The 19,982-nt window shown below is 65.3% G+C and carries 12 protein-coding genes and 1 riboswitch; of the genes, 7 read left to right on the forward strand and 5 right to left on the reverse strand.

Features of this window, described 5'->3' with window-relative positions; translation table 11 throughout:
- Positions 1-68 precede the first annotated feature (68 nt).
- Positions 69-842 (forward strand): ThuA domain-containing protein, encoded by a 774-nt coding sequence (locus tag AC6RV7_RS07990; RefSeq protein ID WP_500093430.1) that lies wholly within the window; start codon positions 69-71, stop codon positions 840-842.
- Positions 843-859: 17 nt separating this feature from the next.
- On the opposite strand, the gene AC6RV7_RS07995 is transcribed toward AC6RV7_RS07990, so the two are convergent.
- Positions 860-2,407, reverse strand: a complete 1,548-nt coding sequence (locus AC6RV7_RS07995; protein WP_500093432.1) for an NAD-dependent epimerase/dehydratase family protein — start codon at positions 2,405-2,407, stop codon at positions 860-862.
- A gap of 96 nt (positions 2,408-2,503) precedes the next feature.
- On the opposite strand from AC6RV7_RS07995, the gene AC6RV7_RS08000 reads away from it, so the two are divergent.
- The gene (locus AC6RV7_RS08000; RefSeq protein ID WP_500093434.1) at positions 2,504-3,946 is read left to right on the forward strand and encodes a phytoene desaturase family protein; all 1,443 of its coding nucleotides are present in this window, start codon (positions 2,504-2,506) and stop codon (positions 3,944-3,946) included.
- A gap of 227 nt (positions 3,947-4,173) precedes the next feature.
- Positions 4,174-4,770, forward strand: coding sequence for a hypothetical protein (locus AC6RV7_RS08005; protein WP_500093436.1), 597 nt, complete (start codon positions 4,174-4,176; stop codon positions 4,768-4,770).
- Positions 4,771-4,838: 68 nt separating this feature from the next.
- Here AC6RV7_RS08005 and AC6RV7_RS08010 read toward each other — a convergent pair whose 3' ends face one another.
- From AC6RV7_RS08010 to purL, 3 genes are all read right to left on the reverse strand, one after another.
- Complete coding sequence (locus tag AC6RV7_RS08010; RefSeq protein WP_500093439.1) at positions 4,839-5,258, reverse strand: GNAT family N-acetyltransferase; 420 nt, start codon at positions 5,256-5,258, stop codon at positions 4,839-4,841.
- 296 nt (positions 5,259-5,554) lie between these two features.
- The gene (locus AC6RV7_RS08015) at positions 5,555-7,087 is read right to left on the reverse strand and encodes a glycoside hydrolase family 26 protein (protein ID WP_500093441.1); all 1,533 of its coding nucleotides are present in this window, start codon (positions 7,085-7,087) and stop codon (positions 5,555-5,557) included.
- Positions 7,088-7,174: 87 nt separating this feature from the next.
- The gene (purL, locus tag AC6RV7_RS08020; protein WP_500093443.1) at positions 7,175-11,368 is read right to left on the reverse strand and encodes a phosphoribosylformylglycinamidine synthase; all 4,194 of its coding nucleotides are present in this window, start codon (positions 11,366-11,368) and stop codon (positions 7,175-7,177) included.
- A gap of 226 nt (positions 11,369-11,594) precedes the next feature.
- Here purL and AC6RV7_RS08025 point away from each other — a divergent pair, with 226 nt between their 5' ends.
- The 3 genes from AC6RV7_RS08025 to AC6RV7_RS08035 all read left to right on the forward strand — a co-directional run bounded on the left by AC6RV7_RS08025 (position 11,595) and on the right by AC6RV7_RS08035 (position 15,567).
- The gene (locus AC6RV7_RS08025; protein ID WP_500093445.1) at positions 11,595-13,502 is read left to right on the forward strand and encodes an amidophosphoribosyltransferase; all 1,908 of its coding nucleotides are present in this window, start codon (positions 11,595-11,597) and stop codon (positions 13,500-13,502) included.
- A 99-nt stretch (positions 13,503-13,601) separates the two neighbouring features.
- On the forward strand, positions 13,602-14,708 hold the full coding sequence (locus AC6RV7_RS08030; protein ID WP_500093447.1) for an AIR synthase-related protein: 1,107 nt from the start codon (positions 13,602-13,604) through the stop codon (positions 14,706-14,708).
- A gap of 136 nt (positions 14,709-14,844) precedes the next feature.
- Positions 14,845-15,567 (forward strand): class I SAM-dependent methyltransferase, encoded by a 723-nt coding sequence (locus AC6RV7_RS08035; RefSeq protein WP_500093449.1) that lies wholly within the window; start codon positions 14,845-14,847, stop codon positions 15,565-15,567.
- Positions 15,568-15,606: 39 nt separating this feature from the next.
- On the opposite strand, the gene AC6RV7_RS08040 is transcribed toward AC6RV7_RS08035, so the two are convergent.
- Positions 15,607-17,562 carry an APC family permease gene (locus AC6RV7_RS08040; protein ID WP_500093450.1) on the reverse strand — a complete coding sequence of 652 codons (1,956 nt, stop codon included), beginning with the start codon at positions 17,560-17,562 and terminating at the stop codon, positions 15,607-15,609.
- A 196-nt stretch (positions 17,563-17,758) separates the two neighbouring features.
- Positions 17,759-17,942, reverse strand: a riboswitch (cyclic di-AMP (ydaO/yuaA leader).
- A gap of 141 nt (positions 17,943-18,083) precedes the next feature.
- On the opposite strand from AC6RV7_RS08040, the gene AC6RV7_RS08045 reads away from it, so the two are divergent.
- The gene (locus AC6RV7_RS08045; protein WP_500093452.1) at positions 18,084-19,829 is read left to right on the forward strand and encodes a DEAD/DEAH box helicase; all 1,746 of its coding nucleotides are present in this window, start codon (positions 18,084-18,086) and stop codon (positions 19,827-19,829) included.
- Positions 19,830-19,982 lie beyond the last annotated feature (153 nt).

A 19,982-nucleotide genomic window follows, 5' to 3' on the forward strand; every position in this document is an offset into this window, starting at 1 on the left:
GCTCTATTGTGCGCGTCGGAGGAACTCTTGCCGGCCGGCGTGCGTCAGGCGGACACTTCGTCACCCCTATGAATACAAAACTGGTTTCGACCCTTCTCCTGGTTTGCCTCGGCCTGTTTGCGGGCACCGCGTCGGCGGCGCAGTTCCGCGTGGCGCTTTTCAGCAAGACGGCGGGCTGGCATCACGAATCGATCAACGCCGGCGTCACCGCGATTCGCGAGCTGGCGGCGTTGCACGATTTCGAGGTCTTCTGGACGGAGGACGCGTCCCGTGTGTTCAACGACAAGGAGCTGCCGAAATATCAGGCGGTGATTTTCCTTTGCACGACGGGCGATGTGCTGAACGACGAACAGCAGGCGGCGTTCGAGCGCTACATCCGCGCGGGCGGCGGTTACGTGGGCATTCACAGCGCGTCGGACACGGAATACGACTGGGAATGGTATACGAAGATGGTCGGTTACATGTTCCACATTCACCCGGCGGTGCAGACGGCGACGGTGCAGGTCGAGGAGCGCAATTTTCCCGGCATGGACCGCTTCGCGAAACGTTTCCTCGCGACGGAGGAGTGGTATGAGTTTGGCGCGCCGCGTTCCAACGGCCTGAAGTTCCTGCTCTCGGTGGACGAGAAAACCTACAAGCCCGCGGCGGACTGGGGCGCGAAGAAGGGCAAGGGCATGGGCGATTTTCACCCGGTCGCGTGGTATCACGAATACGATGGCGGTCGCGCGTTCTACACCGCGCTCGGACATCTGCCTGGCACCTACGGCGACGCGAATTTCATGCACCACGTGTATGGCGGGATTTACTGGGCGGCGACCGGCAACGGCTTCCGCGCGGAGTAATTGCCGTCGCGTCGTCCTCAGACGTCGTCCGGCGTTCGTCGGCGGGCGGCGCGCTCCAGTTCGTCGCGCTGGAGCTCGTCGATCCGCTGCGTGAGATGCGCGGCCAGCGCGTCGGTGTCGTCGGCGGAAAGGTGCTCGCGTTGACACGCGACGCCGTCCGGGGCACTGCCTCCGCTCAACTCCACCACGCGGCGGACGACGGCTCGCCAATTCTGCTGCTGGATCGTCCCGCCGACGGTGTGCAGGGCAAGCCAGTCGAACACGTTTGAGGCTTGGGACACGGTTTCGATGGCGAAACGAATTCCAGCCGGCGAGGCATGGGCGGAAAAGATCAGGACGCCGGCCAGCGGATGTCCGGCAAGGGTGACCAAGGTGACCCGGTCGGCACCGCGTTCGAGGACGCGCACCTGGAAGTGTCCGCGGCCGGGGAGATTGCCCGTCAGCGTGGCGCCGGGCGCGAGCGCGGTTGCCGAACCCGGCTCCGCTGTCATCTCAATCGGCAACAGTTCGGGAAAGTGGGTGCAGACTTCGTCGAGCAAGCGTTCCGGCGTGAAGCGGGAGCCCTGGATGTGCGCGCTGTAGACGCGACGTTCGGTCGCGCCGAGGCCTTCGCCCGGAAGTTGCTCGGGCGTCAAGTCGGTGAGCCGTTCGAGGCCTTCGTGGAGTGAAGTGGGCGTAAGGTGAAAGACCGAGACGATCGCGTTGCCGGCAGGATCGGCGATCACGCTGCCCTCGAGAAGCATTTGGAGTTTGCCAGTATTGAGAGGCGGCTCGAGGCCGACCGTGCGAAGGAGATTGCCCTCCCGGCCACCGAGCGATTCGGCGATTGCCGTGCCGACGCGCGCAACGCTCGAGGGCACGGGAAGTCGCGGCGGATTTCGTCCTGTTAACGAGCCAAAGCGATCGAGCAGATCGAGCGTCGTGGTCGTCTCCGTGCCCGCAAGCTCGAGCGTCCGGCCGGCGAGATCGCGTCGCGCAACTGCGGCGGCGAGGATGGCGCCGAAGTCTTCGAACCACAGCGGCTGGAAAGGCTGGTCGCCGCCATCGACGAGCGGCACGACGGGGAGATTGCGGCTCAGTTTCAGAAGCATGGACACGGTTTCGTCGCCCGGTCCGTAGATGTTGCCCGGACGAAGGATGAGCCACGGCCCCCGGTAGCCGCGCACGATCGTTTCCGCTTCGCGTTTCGACCGGTGATAATCGGATTGGCCGCGATCCGCACCGAGCGAGGAAACGTAAACGAAAAAGGGCGGCGCGGGCGCAGCGGCGGCGAGCGAACACAACGCGCGAGTGCCTTCGACGTTGATCTTATCGAACGTCGCCGTGGGCGGACGCTCCTCTTCGATGCCGGCGATGTGGACGACCGTGTCGCAATCGTCGACGGCGCCGGTCAGCTGCGCCGGATCGCTCAAATCAGCGGCAAAGCGCTCGATCTCAGGCGGGAACCGGGCGGCCTCTGCGTCGATCCGGCGCGAAAGCAACCGGAGGGTGTGGCCCGCCCCGAGCAGGGCGGGAACGGCCGCGGCGCCGATCACGCCGGTCGCTCCGGTGACGAGCAGTTTCATCGTCCGTTCCAGTCCGGCGCGGCGTTGCGTTGTTCCGCGGGCCGGCGGTGCGGGGTCGGAGGTTGCAAATCCGGTGGCGGCGCAAACGGTCTCCGCATGGGCATTACGGGACCCAGCGAGGCTTACGATGCGATCGTGGTGGGGACCGGCCCGAATGGGCTGGTGGCGGGGGTGGTGCTGGCCCGAGCCGGATGGTCGGTCCTCGTCGTGGAGGCGGAGGCGGAGCCTGGTGGAGGGTGCCGGTCGGCGGAGCTGACGCTGCCGGGCTGCGTGCACGACATCTGTGCGGCGGTGCATCCGATGGGCGTGATTTCACCGGCACTGCGGGAAATCGGATTGGAGCAGCATGGTGTGCGCTGGGCAGCGGCGGAGTTGCCGCTGGCGCACCCGCTGCCGAACGGTGCAGTGGCGGTGCTGCGGCGGAGCGTGGCGGAAATGACGGCGGGGCTGGGGAACGACAGCGAAGCCTGGCGGCGGTTGATGGCGCCGCTGGCGCGCGAGGACTTCGTGCAGTCGCTGTTGCATCCGGTCTGGGATGTGCGTGCGGGTTTTTTGGGGACAAAGCTGCGCTTCGGGCTGCAGGCGCTGCGTTCCTGCGCGGGTCTGGCGCGGTCGCGATTCCAAGGCGAGGCGGCGCGGGCGTTGTTCGCCGGATGCTGCGCACATTCGTGTGCGGATCTCGATCGCGCGGGCACGGCGTCGTTCGGCCTTGTGCTGGCGCTGGTCGGTCACCTTGCGGACTGGCCATGCGCGGTGGGCGGATCGCAGGAAATCACGCGGGCGCTGGTGCGCGCGCTGGAGACGCACGGCGGTGTGCTGCGCACCGGCTGGCGCGTCCGATCGCTCGACGAGTTGCCGAGCTCGCGGGCGGTGCTCTTCGATCTCGCGCCGCGGCAGGTGGCGGATCTGTGCGGGAGCGCCTTGCCGGCGGGTTATACGCGGCGGTTGCGCCGCTACCGTCACGGTCCGGGCATCTTCAAAATCGACTGGGCGCTCGACGGACCGATTCCCTGGCGCAACGAGGAATGCCGGCGCGCGATGACGGTGCATGTCGGCGGCAGCTTCGAGGAGGTGCTGCGCGCGGAACACGACGTCGCCGCCGGCCGGGTGCCCGGGCAACCGTTCGTGCTCGTGGCGCAGCAATCGCTGTTCGATTCCCGCCGTGCCCCGGCGGGCGTGCAGACGGGCTGGGCGTATTGTCATGTGCCGAACGGCTGCGATGTGGACATGACGATCCCGATCGAATCGGCGATCGAGCGATTCGCGCCGGGATTCCGGCAGCGTATCCGTGCGCGTTGGACGATGAATGCGCCCGGGCTGGAGGCGCACAACGCCGCGATGATCGGCGGCGACATTGGCGGTGGAGCCAACGATCTGGGCAATTTTCTCTTTCGGCCGGTGCCGCGTTGGAATCCGTATGCGACGCCGAATCCGCGGCTCTTCCTTTGCTCCAGTGCGACGCCGCCGGGCGGGGGCGTGCACGGGATGTGCGGCTATCACGCGGCGCACGCGGTGTTGAAGAAGGCATCACGCCGCTGAGCGTTGGGCGCGGTTCCGTGAGAAAACTCCCATCGCGGGGCCGGACGCCGCCCGGACCGCCTTGGGGCGTGAACTCCCGGGCTTCCTGCTGCGAATTCAAGGACCCGTTACGGGGTTGGATGCCCGGAGCGTGGCTGGGAGGGAATTGCGCCGAGAGGCCGTTGCGTTTGGCGACGTCGCCCGGAGGTTGTGCGGCCAGCGACCTAACCCTCGATAACTACACAAATATGAAAACCACCACTTCTCTGAAGTCATTGGCAGCACTGACTCTGCTGCCCATCGCCGCTCTCGCCCAGACGAGCGCGACGCCGACGGCGGAACCGGCTGCAACCGACCGTCCCGGCTTCTGGGGCACGACGGCCGCCTACACCACCATCCCCGGCACGCGCGAATTCACGATCGGAGCGAGCGGCGCCACCAACAAGGATCTAGACGACTCCTTTGGCGGCGTGGCGTTCAGTTTCGGCCAATACATCAACGAAACGTTGATGGTCGGCCTGCGCCAGTCGCTTAACTACAATAACCCCGACGTGGGCGGCACGGAGTACAACGGCTCGACCAAGATCGCGATCGACCAGCACCTGACGGCGCACGGCATTGTGCGTCCGTTCATCGGCGCGAACTTCGGCCGGATCTACGGCGACAGCGTGCGCGATACGTGGGCGGCCGGACTCGAGGCGGGCGCGAAGTTCTACGTCCAGGAACGCACGTTCATCGTCGCCACCGTCGAGTATGGCTGGCTCTTCGAACACTCCGATCGCATCGACAACACCTTCGACGACGGTCAGCTGAACTGGTCGGTCGGAGTGGGCTTTAACTTCTAAGCAGCGTTCGTGTTGCTAGTAGACGAGGCGCGCTCCGCTCGGAGCGCGCCTTTTTCATTGTTCCCCGCTCAAGCCGCGAGGCGCCGGCACATGGAGATCGAGATGCGGCGGAAACCCTGACGACGGAAGAAGCGGTGCGCCGTGACATTGCGGCCGCCGCTTTCCAGGAAGATGGAGGCTTTCTCTGCCGCCCGCATCTCCGCGAAGATCCAGCGCACGAGTCGGCGTCCCACACCGCAGCCGCGGCGCTGACGCTTGATCACGATGTCTTCCAAGAGCGCGTAACGGCCGAGGTCGACGACCACGGCCAAGCCGACGAGCTCGCCGTCGCGTTCGGCGACCGCGATGCGCTTGGTCCGGTCGCGGAAGGTCTCGCGAAATTCGCGGGCGATGACCTTGTGCAGCTTCGGACTCCAGTGGGCGAAGTCGCGCGCGCGGCCGCTCCAGAGTTCGGTGTGCGAGATATAGCAGGTGGAAACATTGCTCACAAAAAAGTCGGTGAGCCGTGGGATCCACGTTCGGTCGGTGCGCGCCAGCCAGCGCACGTGAGTGGGAGTGCGGCGCGCGGAAGCCGGCGCCGTGATAGAGAAAAGTTCAGTTGAGCACATGACAGCGATCGTTGAGCGATCGAATCGCCGAAGCGGCCCGATCACCGGACGAGCATGACCGACTGCCCGAAAATCCCAAGAGCGATGGCGGCGTTTCCGCGCCGCAAAATTCGCGCGACGGTGTGCAAAAAGTAGGGAGACGCCGAGGGAAGGCCGGCGCGGGCGCCCGCTCAAGCTTAGCGCCGGTCGAAGATCAACGTGGTGCTTTGCGTGCCGTGGGCGCCGGTCACGGTGCGCTCGATCGAGAGCCGCTGCCCCCCGTCGATCAGGTGCCAGGTCTCTTCGATTTGCATCGGAGAGCCTGCGGGCCCCCACGATGGCGTGATCGTGGAAGCGACGGAAATCGCCTGGCCGTCGGGTGTCACGCGGGCGCGAGTCGCGCGCGGCGAATGCACGAACTCGGAGCGCACCTCGGCGCCGTCGAGCGTGAGCCGGTCCTCGGTCACCTGATCGTCGGCAAACTCGAGCACGCGCGTGGAGCGAATGTGCAACGCGTCGCCCTCGTGCACGACGTCGAGCGACGCTGGTGCGGACGACGCACCGCCGCGACCGAAATGGCTCAGCTCTTCGTTGATCACCCAATGCCCCGAGAAATTCGGTCGCGTTTTCTCGACCTTCACGGGCGGCAGACCGCACGCGTCACGGTAAGGCGCGACGATCTTCGCGTAGGCGGGATCGTCGAGATTCACGAGCCGTGGATCGGCCATGAGTTGCGCGTAAGCGGCGCGCGTGGTGTTGCGCACCATGCCGGCCCACACGGCGTAAAAGGTCCATTTCGGCTGGCGCGCGAGCACCTCGAGCGCGGGCGGATTGCCGACCTCGGCGAGCGCGAGCGGCTTGCCGCCGGAGAGTTTTTCGAGGCTCTCGTAGTAAGACTGTGCGAAGTCGTTGCCGTAGACGTCGAGCCCGAGCACGTCGAGGTAGTCGAGGCCGGGGAAGAACTTCTCGTGCTCCATCCCCGGTTTGGAAACGCGATCGACGCTCCAGACCCAGACCAGATTTTTCAGTCCGTGATGATGCACGAGCCGGTCGAAGATCTGCCGGTAGAGCCGCACGGTGCTGAACTCGCCGGTGCGTCCGCCCCACCAGAACCAACTGCCGTTCATCTCGTGATACGGACGCCAGAGCACCGGGACGCGCGCGGTTTCGAGCTGTTTGAGGAACACTGCGATCGCGTCCACCTGTTTGATCCATTGCGCGTGCAACGCCGTGCCGGGGGTGAGGACGTCGCGAAACTGCTCGTCGAGCAACTGGCCCTGCACGCTGGCCAGTCGGTGCGGGTCGCTGCCGGGACGCGGTTGAAACGTCACCGGTTCGTCGGCGGTCGGCGGCACGGCGTGCCAGCAGATCGTGACGAGCGCGCCGAGCCGGTGCTGGCGAATGCATTCCTGCACGAGCTCGGGGCGGGCAAGATACGAATCGGTGTCGCCCTCCGCGGCAAAGCCGAAGTCGGTGCTAAACACCGCGGGCCTGTGGCCGGTGTAGTGGGTGGCGAAGCGGGTGTTGCGATCCTTGATCGCCGGATAGTTGTGCTGGCCGGTGAGCGTGTGTTTTCCGGACAGGTCGTGCAGCAACTGCAGCAACGCGCGCGTTTCCGGCAGCGCGTCAGGGGTAACGGGTTCGATCGCGGTGGGGGTGGCGAACGCGGACGAAACCGCGAAGCTGGCGAGGACAAGCCAGGAGGGGAGAGAGCGGGTGCGGAGGGGCATGGCAAAAAGCGACCGGCCTGAGGCGAGGCCGGTCGGAAAGGCGCTGACGCGCGATGTTGGGGAAAGTTGCAGACCCGCGAACGCGGATCAGCCGACCCACGCGCGGGCGTTGTAGAAGAGCTGCATCCACGGGCTGTCCTCGCCCCACTCGGCGGGGTGCCAGCTCATCGCGTGCGTGCGGAAAACGCGCTCCGGATGCGGCATCATGATCGTGACGCGGCCGGTCGTCGTCGTCAGCGCGGTCATGCCGAGCGGCGAGCCGTTCGGATTGAGCGGATAGTGCTCAGTGATCGCGTGGTGGTTGTCGACGTAGCGCGCCGATACGAGACCGGAGTCGCTGCAGCGCTGCGCGGCCGCGGCGTCCTTGAACTCCGCGTAACCCTCGCCGTGCGCGACCGCGATCGGGATCACGGAGCCTTCCATGCCGGCGAAGAAAAGACTCGGGCTCTTTTCGATCTGCAACGACACGAACCGCGCCTCGTAGCGCTCGGATTTGTTCTGCACGAAGTGCGGCCAGAGCTCGGCGCCCGGGATGATTTCGTGAAGATTGCTCATCATCTGGCAGCCGTTGCAGACGCCGAGGGCGAAAGCATCCTCGCGTTTGAAGAACGCCTCGAACTCGGCGCGCGCGCGCGGGTTGAACAGGATGCTCTTGGCCCAGCCTTCACCGGCACCGAGGACATCGCCGTAACTGAAACCGCCGCAAGCGGCGACGCCACGGAAATCACGCAGCGAAACGCGTCCCGAGATGATGTCCGTCATGTGAACATCGACGGCGCGAAAGCCTGCGCGCGTGAACGCGGCGGCCATCTCGATCTGACCGTTGACGCCTTGTTCACGGAGAATCGCGACGGCGGGGCGGCCGCTGGAACCGGTCGGTTTTGTCCCAGAGGCCACGCGAGGCTGCGCGGAGGTCACGGAGGAGGAACCCGGGGTTCCGGACTCCGTGCTCTTCGTGTCTCCTCTCGTGCTCTCTGTGTTCCCTGGATTGGAAATCTCGAACGTCAGCTTGGGCGTGATGCCGGGATTGTTCGGGTCGAGTTTCAGCTGGTATTCCTGTTCGACGCACGCGGGATTGTCGCGGAGCGCGGCGATGCGGCGGGTGGTGTCGGACCAGAGCGCGCGGAGGGCGAAGAGGTTTTCCTCGAACACGACCTCGCCGCCGCGGCGGACGCGGAAGGTGTGGGTGGTATTGAGCGTGCCGATACGTGAGGTCGCGGTGTCGAGCCCGTGAGTGCGCAGCGTGGCGATGACGGATTCCAGATCCGCGGAGCGGACCTGGATGACGGCGCCGAGCTCCTCGGAGAAAAGCTGCGCGAAGACGTCGGCGGTCGGATCGAGCTGCAGGTCGACGCCGGTGTGACCGGCGAAGGCCATCTCGACGACGGTCGCGAGCAGGCCGCCGTCGCTGCGGTCGTGATAGGCCAGCAGCTTTTGTTCGCGGCCGAGCTGCTGGATCGCGTTCCAGAAATTCTTGAGGTCGTCGGCGCGGTCCACGTCCGGCGGTTCGGCGCCGGTTTGCGACAAGGTCTGCGCGAGGATCGAGCCGCCGAGGCGGTTTCTCCCGCGGCCGAGGTCGATAAGCAAAAGCTGAGAGCTGAGAGCTGAGAGTTGAGAGCTTGAGTGCGGCTCGGCGGTGCCGCCTCGCTCTACCTGGAGCTGCGGCGTGAGCGAGAGGCGGATGTCGGTGACGGAGGCGAAGGCCGAGACGATGAGCGAGACGGGCGCGGTCATGCGCTTCTGCGCACCGTTTTCGCTCCAGACTGTGCTCATGCTCATTGAGTCCTTGCCGACGGGAATCGTGATCCCGAGCGCCGGGCAAAGTTCGAGACCGACGGCGCGAACGGCGGCGTAGAGCGCGGCGCCTTCGCCGGCGATCGCGGGCGCGGCCATCCAGTTGGCGGAGAGGTTGACCTTGCCGAGATCGCCGATCTGCGCGGCCGCGAGATTCGTGAGCGCTTCGCCGACGGCGAGGCGGGCGGACGCGGCGGCGTCGTTGAGCGCGACGGGCGTGCGTTCGCCCATCGCGAGCGCTTCGCCGGTGTAGACGTCGAACGCGGCGGCGGTGACGCCGCAATCGGCAACCGGCACCTGCCACGGACCGACCATCTGATCGCGGCAAATCAGGCCGCCGACGGTGCGATCGCCGATCGAGATCAGGAACGTCTTGTCGGCGACGGTCGGGTGGGAAAGGACGCGGCGGACGGCTTCGGCGATCGCTGCGCGCGAGGCATCTTGCTGGGTTGCATCGTCGCCGGCGGCTCCTCGCAACGACAGCGGTGAAAGATCGAGCGGCGCGAGCGCGCGCGACACCGTGCGATCGGAACGGTGCATCCGCGGCGGTTTGCCCAGCAAGACCTCGAGTGGCAGATCGATGGGCTTGTTGTTGAAATGAGGGTCTTCGACGACGAGCCGCTTTTCCTCGGTGGCCTCGCCCACGATGGCGTAGGGGCAGCGCTCGCGCTCGCAGAGTTGCGCGAAGGTGTCGATCCGGTCGGCCGGAATCGCGAGGACGTAGCGCTCTTGCGATTCGTTGCACCAGATCTCGAGCGGCGTCATGCCGGGCTCGTCGTTGGGAATCTTGCGGAGGTTGAATTTGCCGCCGCGGCCGCCGTCGTTGACGAGTTCGGGCAGCGCATTCGACAGACCGCCGGCGCCGACGTCGTGGATGAACGCGATCGGGTTTTCGGCGCCGAGCGCCCAGCAGCGGTCGATGACCTCCTGGCAGCGACGCTCCATCTCGGCGTTGTCGCGTTGCACGCTGGCGAAATCGAGATCCTCGCTGCCGTGTCCGCTCGCGACCGAGCTGGCGGCGCCGCCACCGAGGCCGATGAGCATCGCGGGTCCGCCGAGGACGACGAGTTTGTCGCCGGGATTGATGGCGCCCTTCTTGATGTGCTCGGCGCGGATGTTGCCGAGGCCGCCGGCGAGCATGATGGGTTTATGATAGCCGCGCAGTTCCTGCGCGGCGGAGATCGGAGATGGGAGATCGGAGATGGGGCCGGAATTGGTGGCTTTGCTCTGGGCACTGGGCTCTGAGCTCTCGGCTGAAGCGGAGGGCACCTCCGCTTCATACGTGCGAAAATAGCCGTTGATCGCGGGGCGGCCGAACTCGTTGTTGAACGCGGCTCCGCCGAGCGGGCCCTCGATCATGATATCGAGCGCGGAAACGATGCGGTTAGGTTTTCCGTTCTCCTTTTCCCAGGGCTGGATCGCGCCCGGAAGTTTCAGGTTGGAAACGGTGAAGCCCGTCAGGCCGGCCTTCGGTTTTGCACCGCGGCCGGTCGCACCTTCGTCGCGGATTTCGCCGCCGGAGCCGGTGGCGGCGCCGGGGAAAGGCGAGATTGCGGTCGGGTGGTTGTGCGTCTCGACCTTGCAAAGGATGTGGATGTCTTCCTCGGACGCGACGTAGTCGTGAGTCGTGGGATCGGCGAAGAAACGCTGGCCGCGCGTGCCGGCGAGGACGGCGGCATTGTCCTTGTAGGCGGACAGGATGCCCTCGCTGTGCAGCTGGTAGGTGTTCTTGATCATCTGGAACAGCGAGCGGTCGCGCGCTTCGCCGTCGATGTCCCAGGATGCGTTGAAGATCTTGTGCCGGCAGTGTTCGGAATTGGCCTGCGCGAACATCATCAGCTCGATGTCGTTCGGGTCGCGGCCGAGCGCGGTGAAATTTTTGACGAGGTAATCGATCTCGTCGTCGGCGAGTGCGAGGCCGAGCGTCTGATTCGCGGCGACGAGGGCGGCGCGGCCCTCCGCGAGCACGGGCACGCTGGCCATCTCTCGCGGTGTGTCGTGGCTGAAGAGCACGGACAAGCTGTCGACGTCGTTGAAAACGGCTTGCGTCATCCGATCATGCAAACGCGCCTGCAGGATGCGGAGCTGGCCGGCGGAGAGGACGCTGAGGGGTTTGGGCAGCGCGGCGTTGTCGAACGCGACGGTGTAAACGATCGCGCGCTCGATGCGCTTCAGCTGGGTGAGGCCGCAGATACGAGCGATGTCGGTGGCCTTGGAGGACCACGGGGAAATGGTGCCGGGGCGCGGCGCGACGACCTGCGTGAGGCCGACGATGCGCTGTCCGGCGCGGGCGGGACCGTAGGTGAGGAGCCGGCCGAGGATTTGCTCCTCGCTCGCGGTGAGCGGTTGGGCGCCCTCGACCAGTTCGGCGACATGGACGAACTCGGCGGTGAGCTCGCGGATGGGCACGCCGGCGGCGGCGAGGTCCTGATGCAGCTTTTGCAGGCGGAACTGGGAAAGGGCGGGCGAACCCCGGAACGTCAGCATGGTGAAGCGCGGATGTTTCGGGAGATCGCCGGGCCGGTCAAGGGGGCGAAGCGTTTTAAGGGAGCGCGCCCGCGAAATCGCCGCCGGTGCACGTGGGGCGTTTGGAGAAAGCCGTTGACCAAACTGGACACCTGCACGAAATCAGCCCCTTTTTACGCGGCATGACCAACCGTAGCACCGAGTATCGGGGAGCGAGTAGCGAGCGCCACTTCGCTACGAAACGACAATGAGCGAACATATCGGCCACGAGTGCGGTATCGCCTTGGTGCGGCTGTTGAAGCCGCTTTCCTATTATCAGGAGAAATACGGCACGCCGCTTTGGGGCTTCGAAAAGCTGTTCCTCCTGATGGAGAAGCAGCACAACCGCGGGCAGGACGGCGCAGGCGTCGCGTGCGTGAAGCTGGATATGCCGCCGGGCGATCCCTATATGTTCCGCGAGCGGAGCACGCTGCCGAACCCGCTCGATCGCGTGTTCGGCACGGTGCTCGGGCGCTACCACGAGCTCGTGAGCGCGGGCACGGTGCATCCGGAGTTTCCGGACACGGTCAAGAAGCACTTCGATTTCGGCGCGGAGCTTTATCTCGGTCATTTGCGTTACGGCACCTCGGGCGGCTACGGCGTCAGCGCCTGCCATCCGTATTTCCGCCGCAGCTCCTGGCCGACGCGCAACCTGGCGTTGTGCGGAAACTTCAACATGACCAACACGCGCGAGCTGAACGACAGCTTGATCGCGATCGGCCAGCATCCGATTTTCGCGTCGGACACGCAGGCGGTGTTGGAGAAGATCGGCTTCTTCCTCGATGAGGAGCACGAGGACGTCTACCGCTACCTGCGCACGCGCGGGCTGGCGGGCAGCGAGATGTCGCGGCGCATCAGCGAGGACCTCGACCTCGCGCGGGTCGTCACGCGAGCCTCGCAGAAATGGGACGGCGGCTATGCGATCGCGGGTCTGATCGGCAACGGCGACGCGTTTGTCGCGCGCGATCCGTCGGGCATCCGGCCCGCGTTCTATTTCCAGAACGACGAAGTGGTGGCGTTTGCGTCGGAGCGCGCGCCGCTCATGACCGTGTTCGACCTCGCGGTCGAGCAGGTGAAGGAAGTCGATCCGGGCCACGTGATCGTGGTGAAAAAACGCGGCGCGGTGACGTCGACGGCGTTCACGCCCCCGCTGCCGCGGACGTCGTGCACGTTCGAGCGGATTTATTTTTCCCGCGGCAACGACCTCGACATTTACCAGGAGCGGAAGGCGCTCGGCGCCAGCCTGGCGGACCAGGTGCTCGAAGCGGTCGGCTACGATTGGGCGAACACCGTTTTCAACTTCATTCCGAACACGGCCGAAGTGGCGTATTACGGACTGATGTCCGCGCTGCGCGAACGCCGTCGCGACGAGGTGAAGGCCGCGATCCTGCAGGCGAGCCAGGAGGGCAAACTCTCCGAGGCGCTGCTCGACGATCTCATCCTCCGCAACTGGCCGCGCGGCGAGAAAGTCGTCAGCAAGGACATCAAGCTGCGCACCTTTATCGGCCAGGAAAACATGCGCAACCAGCTCGCGAGCCACGTGTATGACATCACGTATGGCTCGGTGCGGTCGACGGACAATCTCGTGTGCGTCGACGATTCGATCGTGCGCGGCACGACGCTGCGCAAATCGATCCTGCGGATGCTCGCGCGGCTGAACCCGAAGAAGATCGTGATCGTGTCGACCGCGCCGCAGATCCGTTACCCGGATTGTTACGGCATCGACATGTCGGAGATCGGCAAATTCATCGCGTTCGATGCGGCGGTCGAGCTGCTGAAACAACGCGGACGCGCCGATTTGCTCGAGGAGGTTTACCGGCTCTGCCGCGAGGAAATCGCGAACCGCGGCACGACGAACCATGTGCGGAAAATCTACGAGCCGTTTACGGCCGAGGAGATCTCCGCGCAGGTCGTCGAACGCGTGCGTCCGCGGAACATCGACTGGAAAGGCGAGATTCAGATCATTTTCCAGACGATCGAAGGCCTGCACAAGGCGGTGCCGAATCATACCGGCGACTGGTATTTCACCGGCAAATACCCGACGCCCGGCGGCTACCGTGTCGTGAACCAGGCCTACGTGAACTACTACGAAAAGAGCGAAGGCCGGAGCTACTGATGATTCACCACGAACTACACGAAACACACGAAAACCTGCGGTGATGTGTGATGAGATTTCCTTTCGTGTTTTTCGTGTGTTTCGTGGTTTTTTAATTGGATGAGCCTGTCTTACGAGTCTTCCGGTGTTCGTTACGATCAACTCGATGCGTTCAAGCGCGCGTGTCAGAAGGCCGCGCGCACGACCGCCGGTCTGTTGCGCGACCACGGCTACTCCGAGCCCGCGACGACGCGCGGCGAGAGCGCGTATCTGATCGAGGCCGACGATCACTTCCTTGCACACGTTGAGGAAGGGCTCGGCACGAAGAACCTCGTGGCCGACGCCGTGTATGCGGCGACGGGCAAATGCTTCTACCGCGAAATCGCGATCGATACGGTCGCGACGATCGTCAACGACCTCGTCACCTGCGGCGCGCTGCCGATATCCGTCGCGATGCACGCGGCCGTCGGTGATTCCGGCTGGTTTGCCGACGAGAAACGCACGATGGCGCTGGTCGACGGTTTTGCCGAAGGCTGCCGCGCCGCCGGCGCGGTCTGGGGCGGCGGCGAAACGCCCACGCTGCAAGGCGTCGTGGAGCCGAAGACGATCGTGCTCGCCGGCTCCGCGATCGGGAAGATTTCCCCGAAGCACCTGCGGATCACCGGCGAGGTGAAGGACGGCGACGCGATCATTTTCCTCGCGAGCTCGGGCGTGCAGACGAACGGACTTTCGCTTTGCCGCAAGGTCGCCGCGCAACTGCCGCAGGGTTATCAGACGCCGGTCGGTTTCGGCGATCCGCGGACGTTTGGCGAAGCGCTGCTGGCGCCGTCGGTGATTTACGTCGCGTTCGTGCGCGAGTGTCAGCGGCGCGGTCTGAAGCTCAACTATGTCGCGCACGTGACCGGTCACGGCTGGCGCAAGCTGATGCGGCTCGAGGAACCGTTCGTTTACGAAATCACGAACGTGCGCGAGCCGCTGGCGGTGTTTCGTTTTCTCGAGCAGGCCGGACCGATCGATCGGCGCGAGATGTATGCGACGTTCAACCAAGGCATCGGCTTCGCCGCGTATGTTTCCGCGGACACGGCGGACGCGGTGCTCGCGGCGGCGCAGGCGACCGGTTACGACGCGTGGCTCGCCGGCCGCGTGAAAAAGCAGGGTGCGCGCAAAGCCGTCGAGGTGCCGTCGCTCGGCATCACGTTCGAAGGCGACACGCTGCAGGTGCGGTGAGCGCGCGGCGGGAAAGGCGCAGCGAGGTAGGGACGCCTCTCCGAGGCGTCCGTGGTGTGGGAGAAGGCGTGGGGTTAAGCGGACGGCTCGGAGAGCCGTCCCTACCCGCGAAATCCCTACCGACAGGGCAAACGCCATGACGCGCGAAGAACTGCTGCATCAGGTGGCGGCGCTCCGGTGGTTCCACCGGATCGATCTCGGCGACGGAGTCGTGACGCCCGGACTCGACGACACGCCGGCGAAGCTCCGCCGCGTGAAGCTGCCCGAATCGCTGGCGGGCAAGAGCGTCCTCGATATCGGCGCGTGGGATGGATTCTTCTCGTTCGAGGCGGAGCGCCGCGGCGCGAGCCGCGTGGTGGCGGTGGACTCGTATTCGTGGAACGGTGACGGCTGGGGGTCGAAGGCGAGCTTCGAGCTGGCGCGGCGCGTGTTGAACTCGAAGGTCGAGGATCGCGACCGCGAGGTGCTGCAGCTTACGCCGCAGGATCCCGGGACGTTCGACGTGGTGTTGTTTCTCGGCGTGCTGTATCACATGCGGCACCCGCTGCTCGCGCTGGAAACCGTGTCGGCGCTCACGAAGCAGTTGCTGATTTTGGAGACGAAGGTCGACCTGCTCGCGTGGAAAACGCCGGCGATGGCGTTTTATGTCGGGCGCGAATTGAACAACGATCCGACGAACTGGTGGGCGCCGAACGTGGTGGGATTGCGCGACATGCTGCGCGCGGTCGGTTTTCGCAGCGTGCAGGTGGTGAGCCCGCCGCGGAGCGGCCCCGACCGGTTCTTCCGCGCCTTGAAGCGCGGCCGATTCTCGTGGCGTGAGTTCCAGCGTGGCCGCGTCGCGGTCCACGCGTGGAAATAGGACATTGTCCGCGAGGAGCGCGCGGTCGGCGACTGGCTGCTACACCGGTTCACCGACGCGAATCGGCAGGATGACGAGCGGGCGGTTCGCGAACAGGAATCGTCGCTGCAGTGCAAACGCGGTGGAGTTGTGGAGCCAACGGGTGAGGCGGGTCTCCTTTTCGAAGAGTAATTGCCCGGCGAAGAAGACGTGGTTGTGGAACCGCTCCGCGGCGGTTTGCGCGAGCGTCATGATTTCCGCCACGGGATCCTGTCCGATTGCGGTGAAACGCGCGCTCGGGTAGCCGTGTTGTTGCGCCCAGGCCACGTAGCGATCCGCGCCTTTTTCCGTGTGCGCGCGCAGCGCGGCAATTTCATCGCCACCCTTGAAGTTGCCGGCGTCGACCACGCCGACCTGGATGAAGACGAGGTTGCGAAACGTGTTGCCGAACAGGCGCGGGATCTGAAGGAGGGTGTGCAGGCCGAGGCCGTTGAAGCCGTTGACGAGAAGGATCGCGGTGCGGGCGTTCGGATCCGCGACCGGCGGTGGGGCGGCTGCGGGCCGCTCCGCCGGCTCCAGCACCGCGTCGAGCTGCCGCAGTTGCCCGGCGACTCCCTGATAGTGCCGGTGGATCCCGAAAGCTCCCGCGATCAGCGCCCCGGTCACGAGCAGCGTCACCCAGCCGCCCTCGGAAAATTTAACCAACGTAAGCGACACGAGGATGAAGGAAGTCAGCGCGAGTCCCACGCCGTTGATGGCCAGTTTGCGGTGCCATCGCGGATCGGCGGTCCTCACCTGCCACCAATGTCGCACCATGCCGAGTTGGGAGAGCGAGAAGGTGATGAAGACGTTGATCGAGTAGAGCACGACCAGCAGGCCGACGGAGCCGCGGGTGAGCGCCATGACCAGCAGCGCGGCGCCGCCCATCAGGAGGATGCCGTTCTGCGTCACCAACCGGTCGCTGAGCAGCGTGAAGCGCGAGGGAAACCAGCGGTCGAGCGCCATGTTGGCGAGCACCCGCGGGCCGTCGAGAAAACCGGCCTGTGCTGCGACGAACAGCAGCGCCGCCTCGGAGAGCAGAATGGTCCAGATGAAGCCCTCGGCGGCGGGAACGGACCAGCCGGCGGTGACCCGCTCGAACAGCACGGCATTGAGCGTTTTGCCGGGCTGCGGTTCGACGCGATAGAGTAGATATGCGATCAGCAGGCCGCTGACCGTGACCGCCAGCGAGACGCCCATGTAGAGCATGGTGCGCCGGCCGGTTTGCACCCGCGGCTCCCGGAGGATCGGCAGGCCGTTGCTCACCGCTTCAATGCCGGTGTAGGTGCCGGCGCCCATGCTGTAGGCGCGGAGCAGAACGAACAGGAGCCCCAGCCATCCGAGCTCCGTGCCGGCGGCATGAAGGTCGCGAGCGGTGGAGGTGGCGATCTCCGGCAGGGCCCACGCGTGACTCGCGAGCGCGTAGAGAAGCGCGAAGGCATGCGTGCCAATGAAGACGAAAAAGACCGGCACCCACAGCAGCACCGATTCCCGCACGCCGCGGAGATTGAGCAGGGTCAGCAACGCGATGCCGAGGAGCGCGAACGGCAGTTTCCAGACGAGCCACCCGGACGGCAGGAAGCTGAACAACGCATCGGCGCCGCTCGCGACGGAGATCGTGATCGTCAGCACGTAATCGATCAGCAACGCGCTGCCGGAAACGACGCCCGCGGCGGGGGAAAGGAGCTTGCTGGCGACCAGGTAGCCACCACCGCCGCCGGGAAACTGCTCGATGATCTGCGAGTAGCTCGCGCAGATCGCGAGAATCGTGACGATCGATGCCAGCGCGACGAAGACCGCGAGATACGGGTGCGCGCCGAGCGCGCGAAACGCTTCCTCGGGCCCGTAGCACGACGAGGACAAGCCGTCGGCGCCGAGTCCAACCCACGCGAAAACCGCAACCAGCGAGAGCCGGTGAAACACGTTGCGATCCGTGATCTGCCGTTTGGGGCCGAACAAAAGGGATTTCGCTTTCATCGGCGGACATCGGGAAGGATGGACGCAAAACGCAGGAACAGCGACGACGCATCGAGTGCGTCCGCGAAGACAAAGGCCGGGGCCAATGTGGACATGTGGTGGACTCCAGAATCGCGCGCGCGAACCGGACAACGGTTGCGCCAGCGAGGTTGCGTGGGAGCGACCGACAGGATTTCCCGCCCGAGCGGGAGCCTCAGATCACCCTTCCTTTTGCCGACGAGGTTAGCTGACGGGCTTGGTCCCAGGAAGTGACCTTGGGCGCAGTTACCTGCGCCCGTGCGCCCCGTCCACGTGCGTCCGGCAGGAAGCAGGACACGGCGGAAATTGGGTCCCCCGTGACAACGCCGAGGAAACGGCGCTGCCTTTGGCGGTGAAAGAACGGACGAAATCTGCACGGCGCTGACGCCGACTTCAAATCCGGAATCCGGGCGGCCCGGCCAACCTCCGGGGCCTGCGCGGGATAAGCGAAATTTCCCCGTGTCCGGGCTGGCATAACCGGCAGCGGCGATGCACGTTGGCGCATGGAAAAACGACGCTTTGCCGAACTTGGGCTCTCCCCGGAGCTGTTGAAGGCCGTGGACAAAATGGGCTTTGAGGAGGCGTCGCCGATCCAGACTGCGGTGATCCCGACGATTCTGGCCGGACGCGATGCCGTGGGCCTGTCGTCAACCGGCTCCGGCAAGACGGCGGCGTTTGCGATACCGGCGATCGAGAAGGTGGACCCGAAACAGCGGGCCGTGCAGGTGCTGATCCTTTGTCCGACGCGCGAACTCGCGGTGCAGGTAGCGGAGGAGACGGGCAAGCTGGCGCTCTTCAAACGCGGCGTCACGGGCGTGCCCATTTACGGCGGGCAAAGCTACGAGCGGCAGTTTCGCGCCCTGGCGGCGGGCGTGCAGGTCGTCATTGGCACGCCCGGCCGCGTGATGGATCACATGGAGCGCGGCACACTGAAACTCGACACGCTGAAGCTCGTGGTGCTCGACGAGGCGGATCGGATGCTCGACATGGGCTTCCGCGAGGACATCGAAAAGATCCTCTCCTCGGTGCCCGAGCAGCGGCAGCTGCTGTTTTTCTCGGCGACGATGCCGCGCGCGATCCAGGAGTTGATCAAGCGCTACTCGCGCGATCCGGCGTGGATCAAGATCGAGGCCGTCGCGCAGAACGCGCCGCAGGTCGAACAGATCTATTTCGAAGTCGACCGACGGTCGAAGATCGAGGCGCTGACCCGCCTCATCGACGTGCACGATTTTCGCTACGGTATCATTTTTTGCAGCACGAAGATCATGGTCGACGACCTGGAGGAGCACCTCCACGCCCGCGGCTACCTGACGGACCGGTTGCACGGCGACATCACCCAGGCGCAGCGCAATCGCGTGATGGAGAAATTTCGCCGGCGCGGTTTCGAGTTTCTCGTCGCGACCGATGTCGCGGCGCGCGGCCTCGACGTCGACGATCTCGAGGTGGTGTTCAACTTCGACCTGCCGAACGACGCCGAGGACTACACGCACCGCATCGGCCGCACGGGACGCGCCGGCAAATCGGGCAAGGCGTTCACCTTCGTTTCGGGCCAGGAGATCTACAAGTTGCAGAGCATGGTGCGCTGGGCGAAGCTGAACATCCGCCGCGGCAAGATCCCGTCGCTCGACGAAGTCGAGGAGGCGCGCACGAATGTGTTTTTCGAAAAGATCCGCGCCACGCTTGAGGCGAAGGAGTTCAAGCCGCACGACCGCATGATCGACCGGCTGCTCGATCAAGGTTACGCGAGCACCGACATCTGCTCGGCGCTGATCCATCTGCTGCAGGGCAGCGAAAAAAAGGAGAAGACGCCGGAAACGAAATCCGCCCCCGCGACCAAATCCTTCGAGCCGCCCGCGGCGCCTGCCTGGGCGCAGAAAAAAGCTGCGCATCGACCGGCGGCAGAGGAGGGTGACGCCGGCGATGCGGCCGACGACGAGGCGTCGCGTTCGACCAAAAATAAATACGAGCGCCCCGCGCGCACGGGACGCGAGACGGGCATGAGCACGCTCTTTCTCAATATCGGCCGCAAGCAGCTCGTCACGCCCGCGGACATCGTCGGAAAAATTGCCGGGGTGACGCGGCTCAACGCCAGCGTGGTCGGCGCGATCGACATTCACCAACGCCACACGCTCGTCGATGTCGCGGAAGCCGACGCGCCCCTGATCGTGAAGAAGCTGGCCGGCATCAAAATGAAGGGCGTGGCGCTCGCGCCCGCACTGGCGAGCGAGGATCAGAAGACGGGAGCCTGAGGCGATTGGCCCCACGGAACACACGGAGTCGTGTGAGCGATTTCGTGTGTTTCGTGTATTTCGTGGTTTTTAATTCCGTGCCTTCCGTGTGTTCCGTGGGCTCCTCCTGATCCGTCGCGGCTGCAACGTTCCGGTCACGCGCGGGCGGCGCCC

Source organism: Opitutus sp. sgz309028 (genome assembly GCF_059821195.1).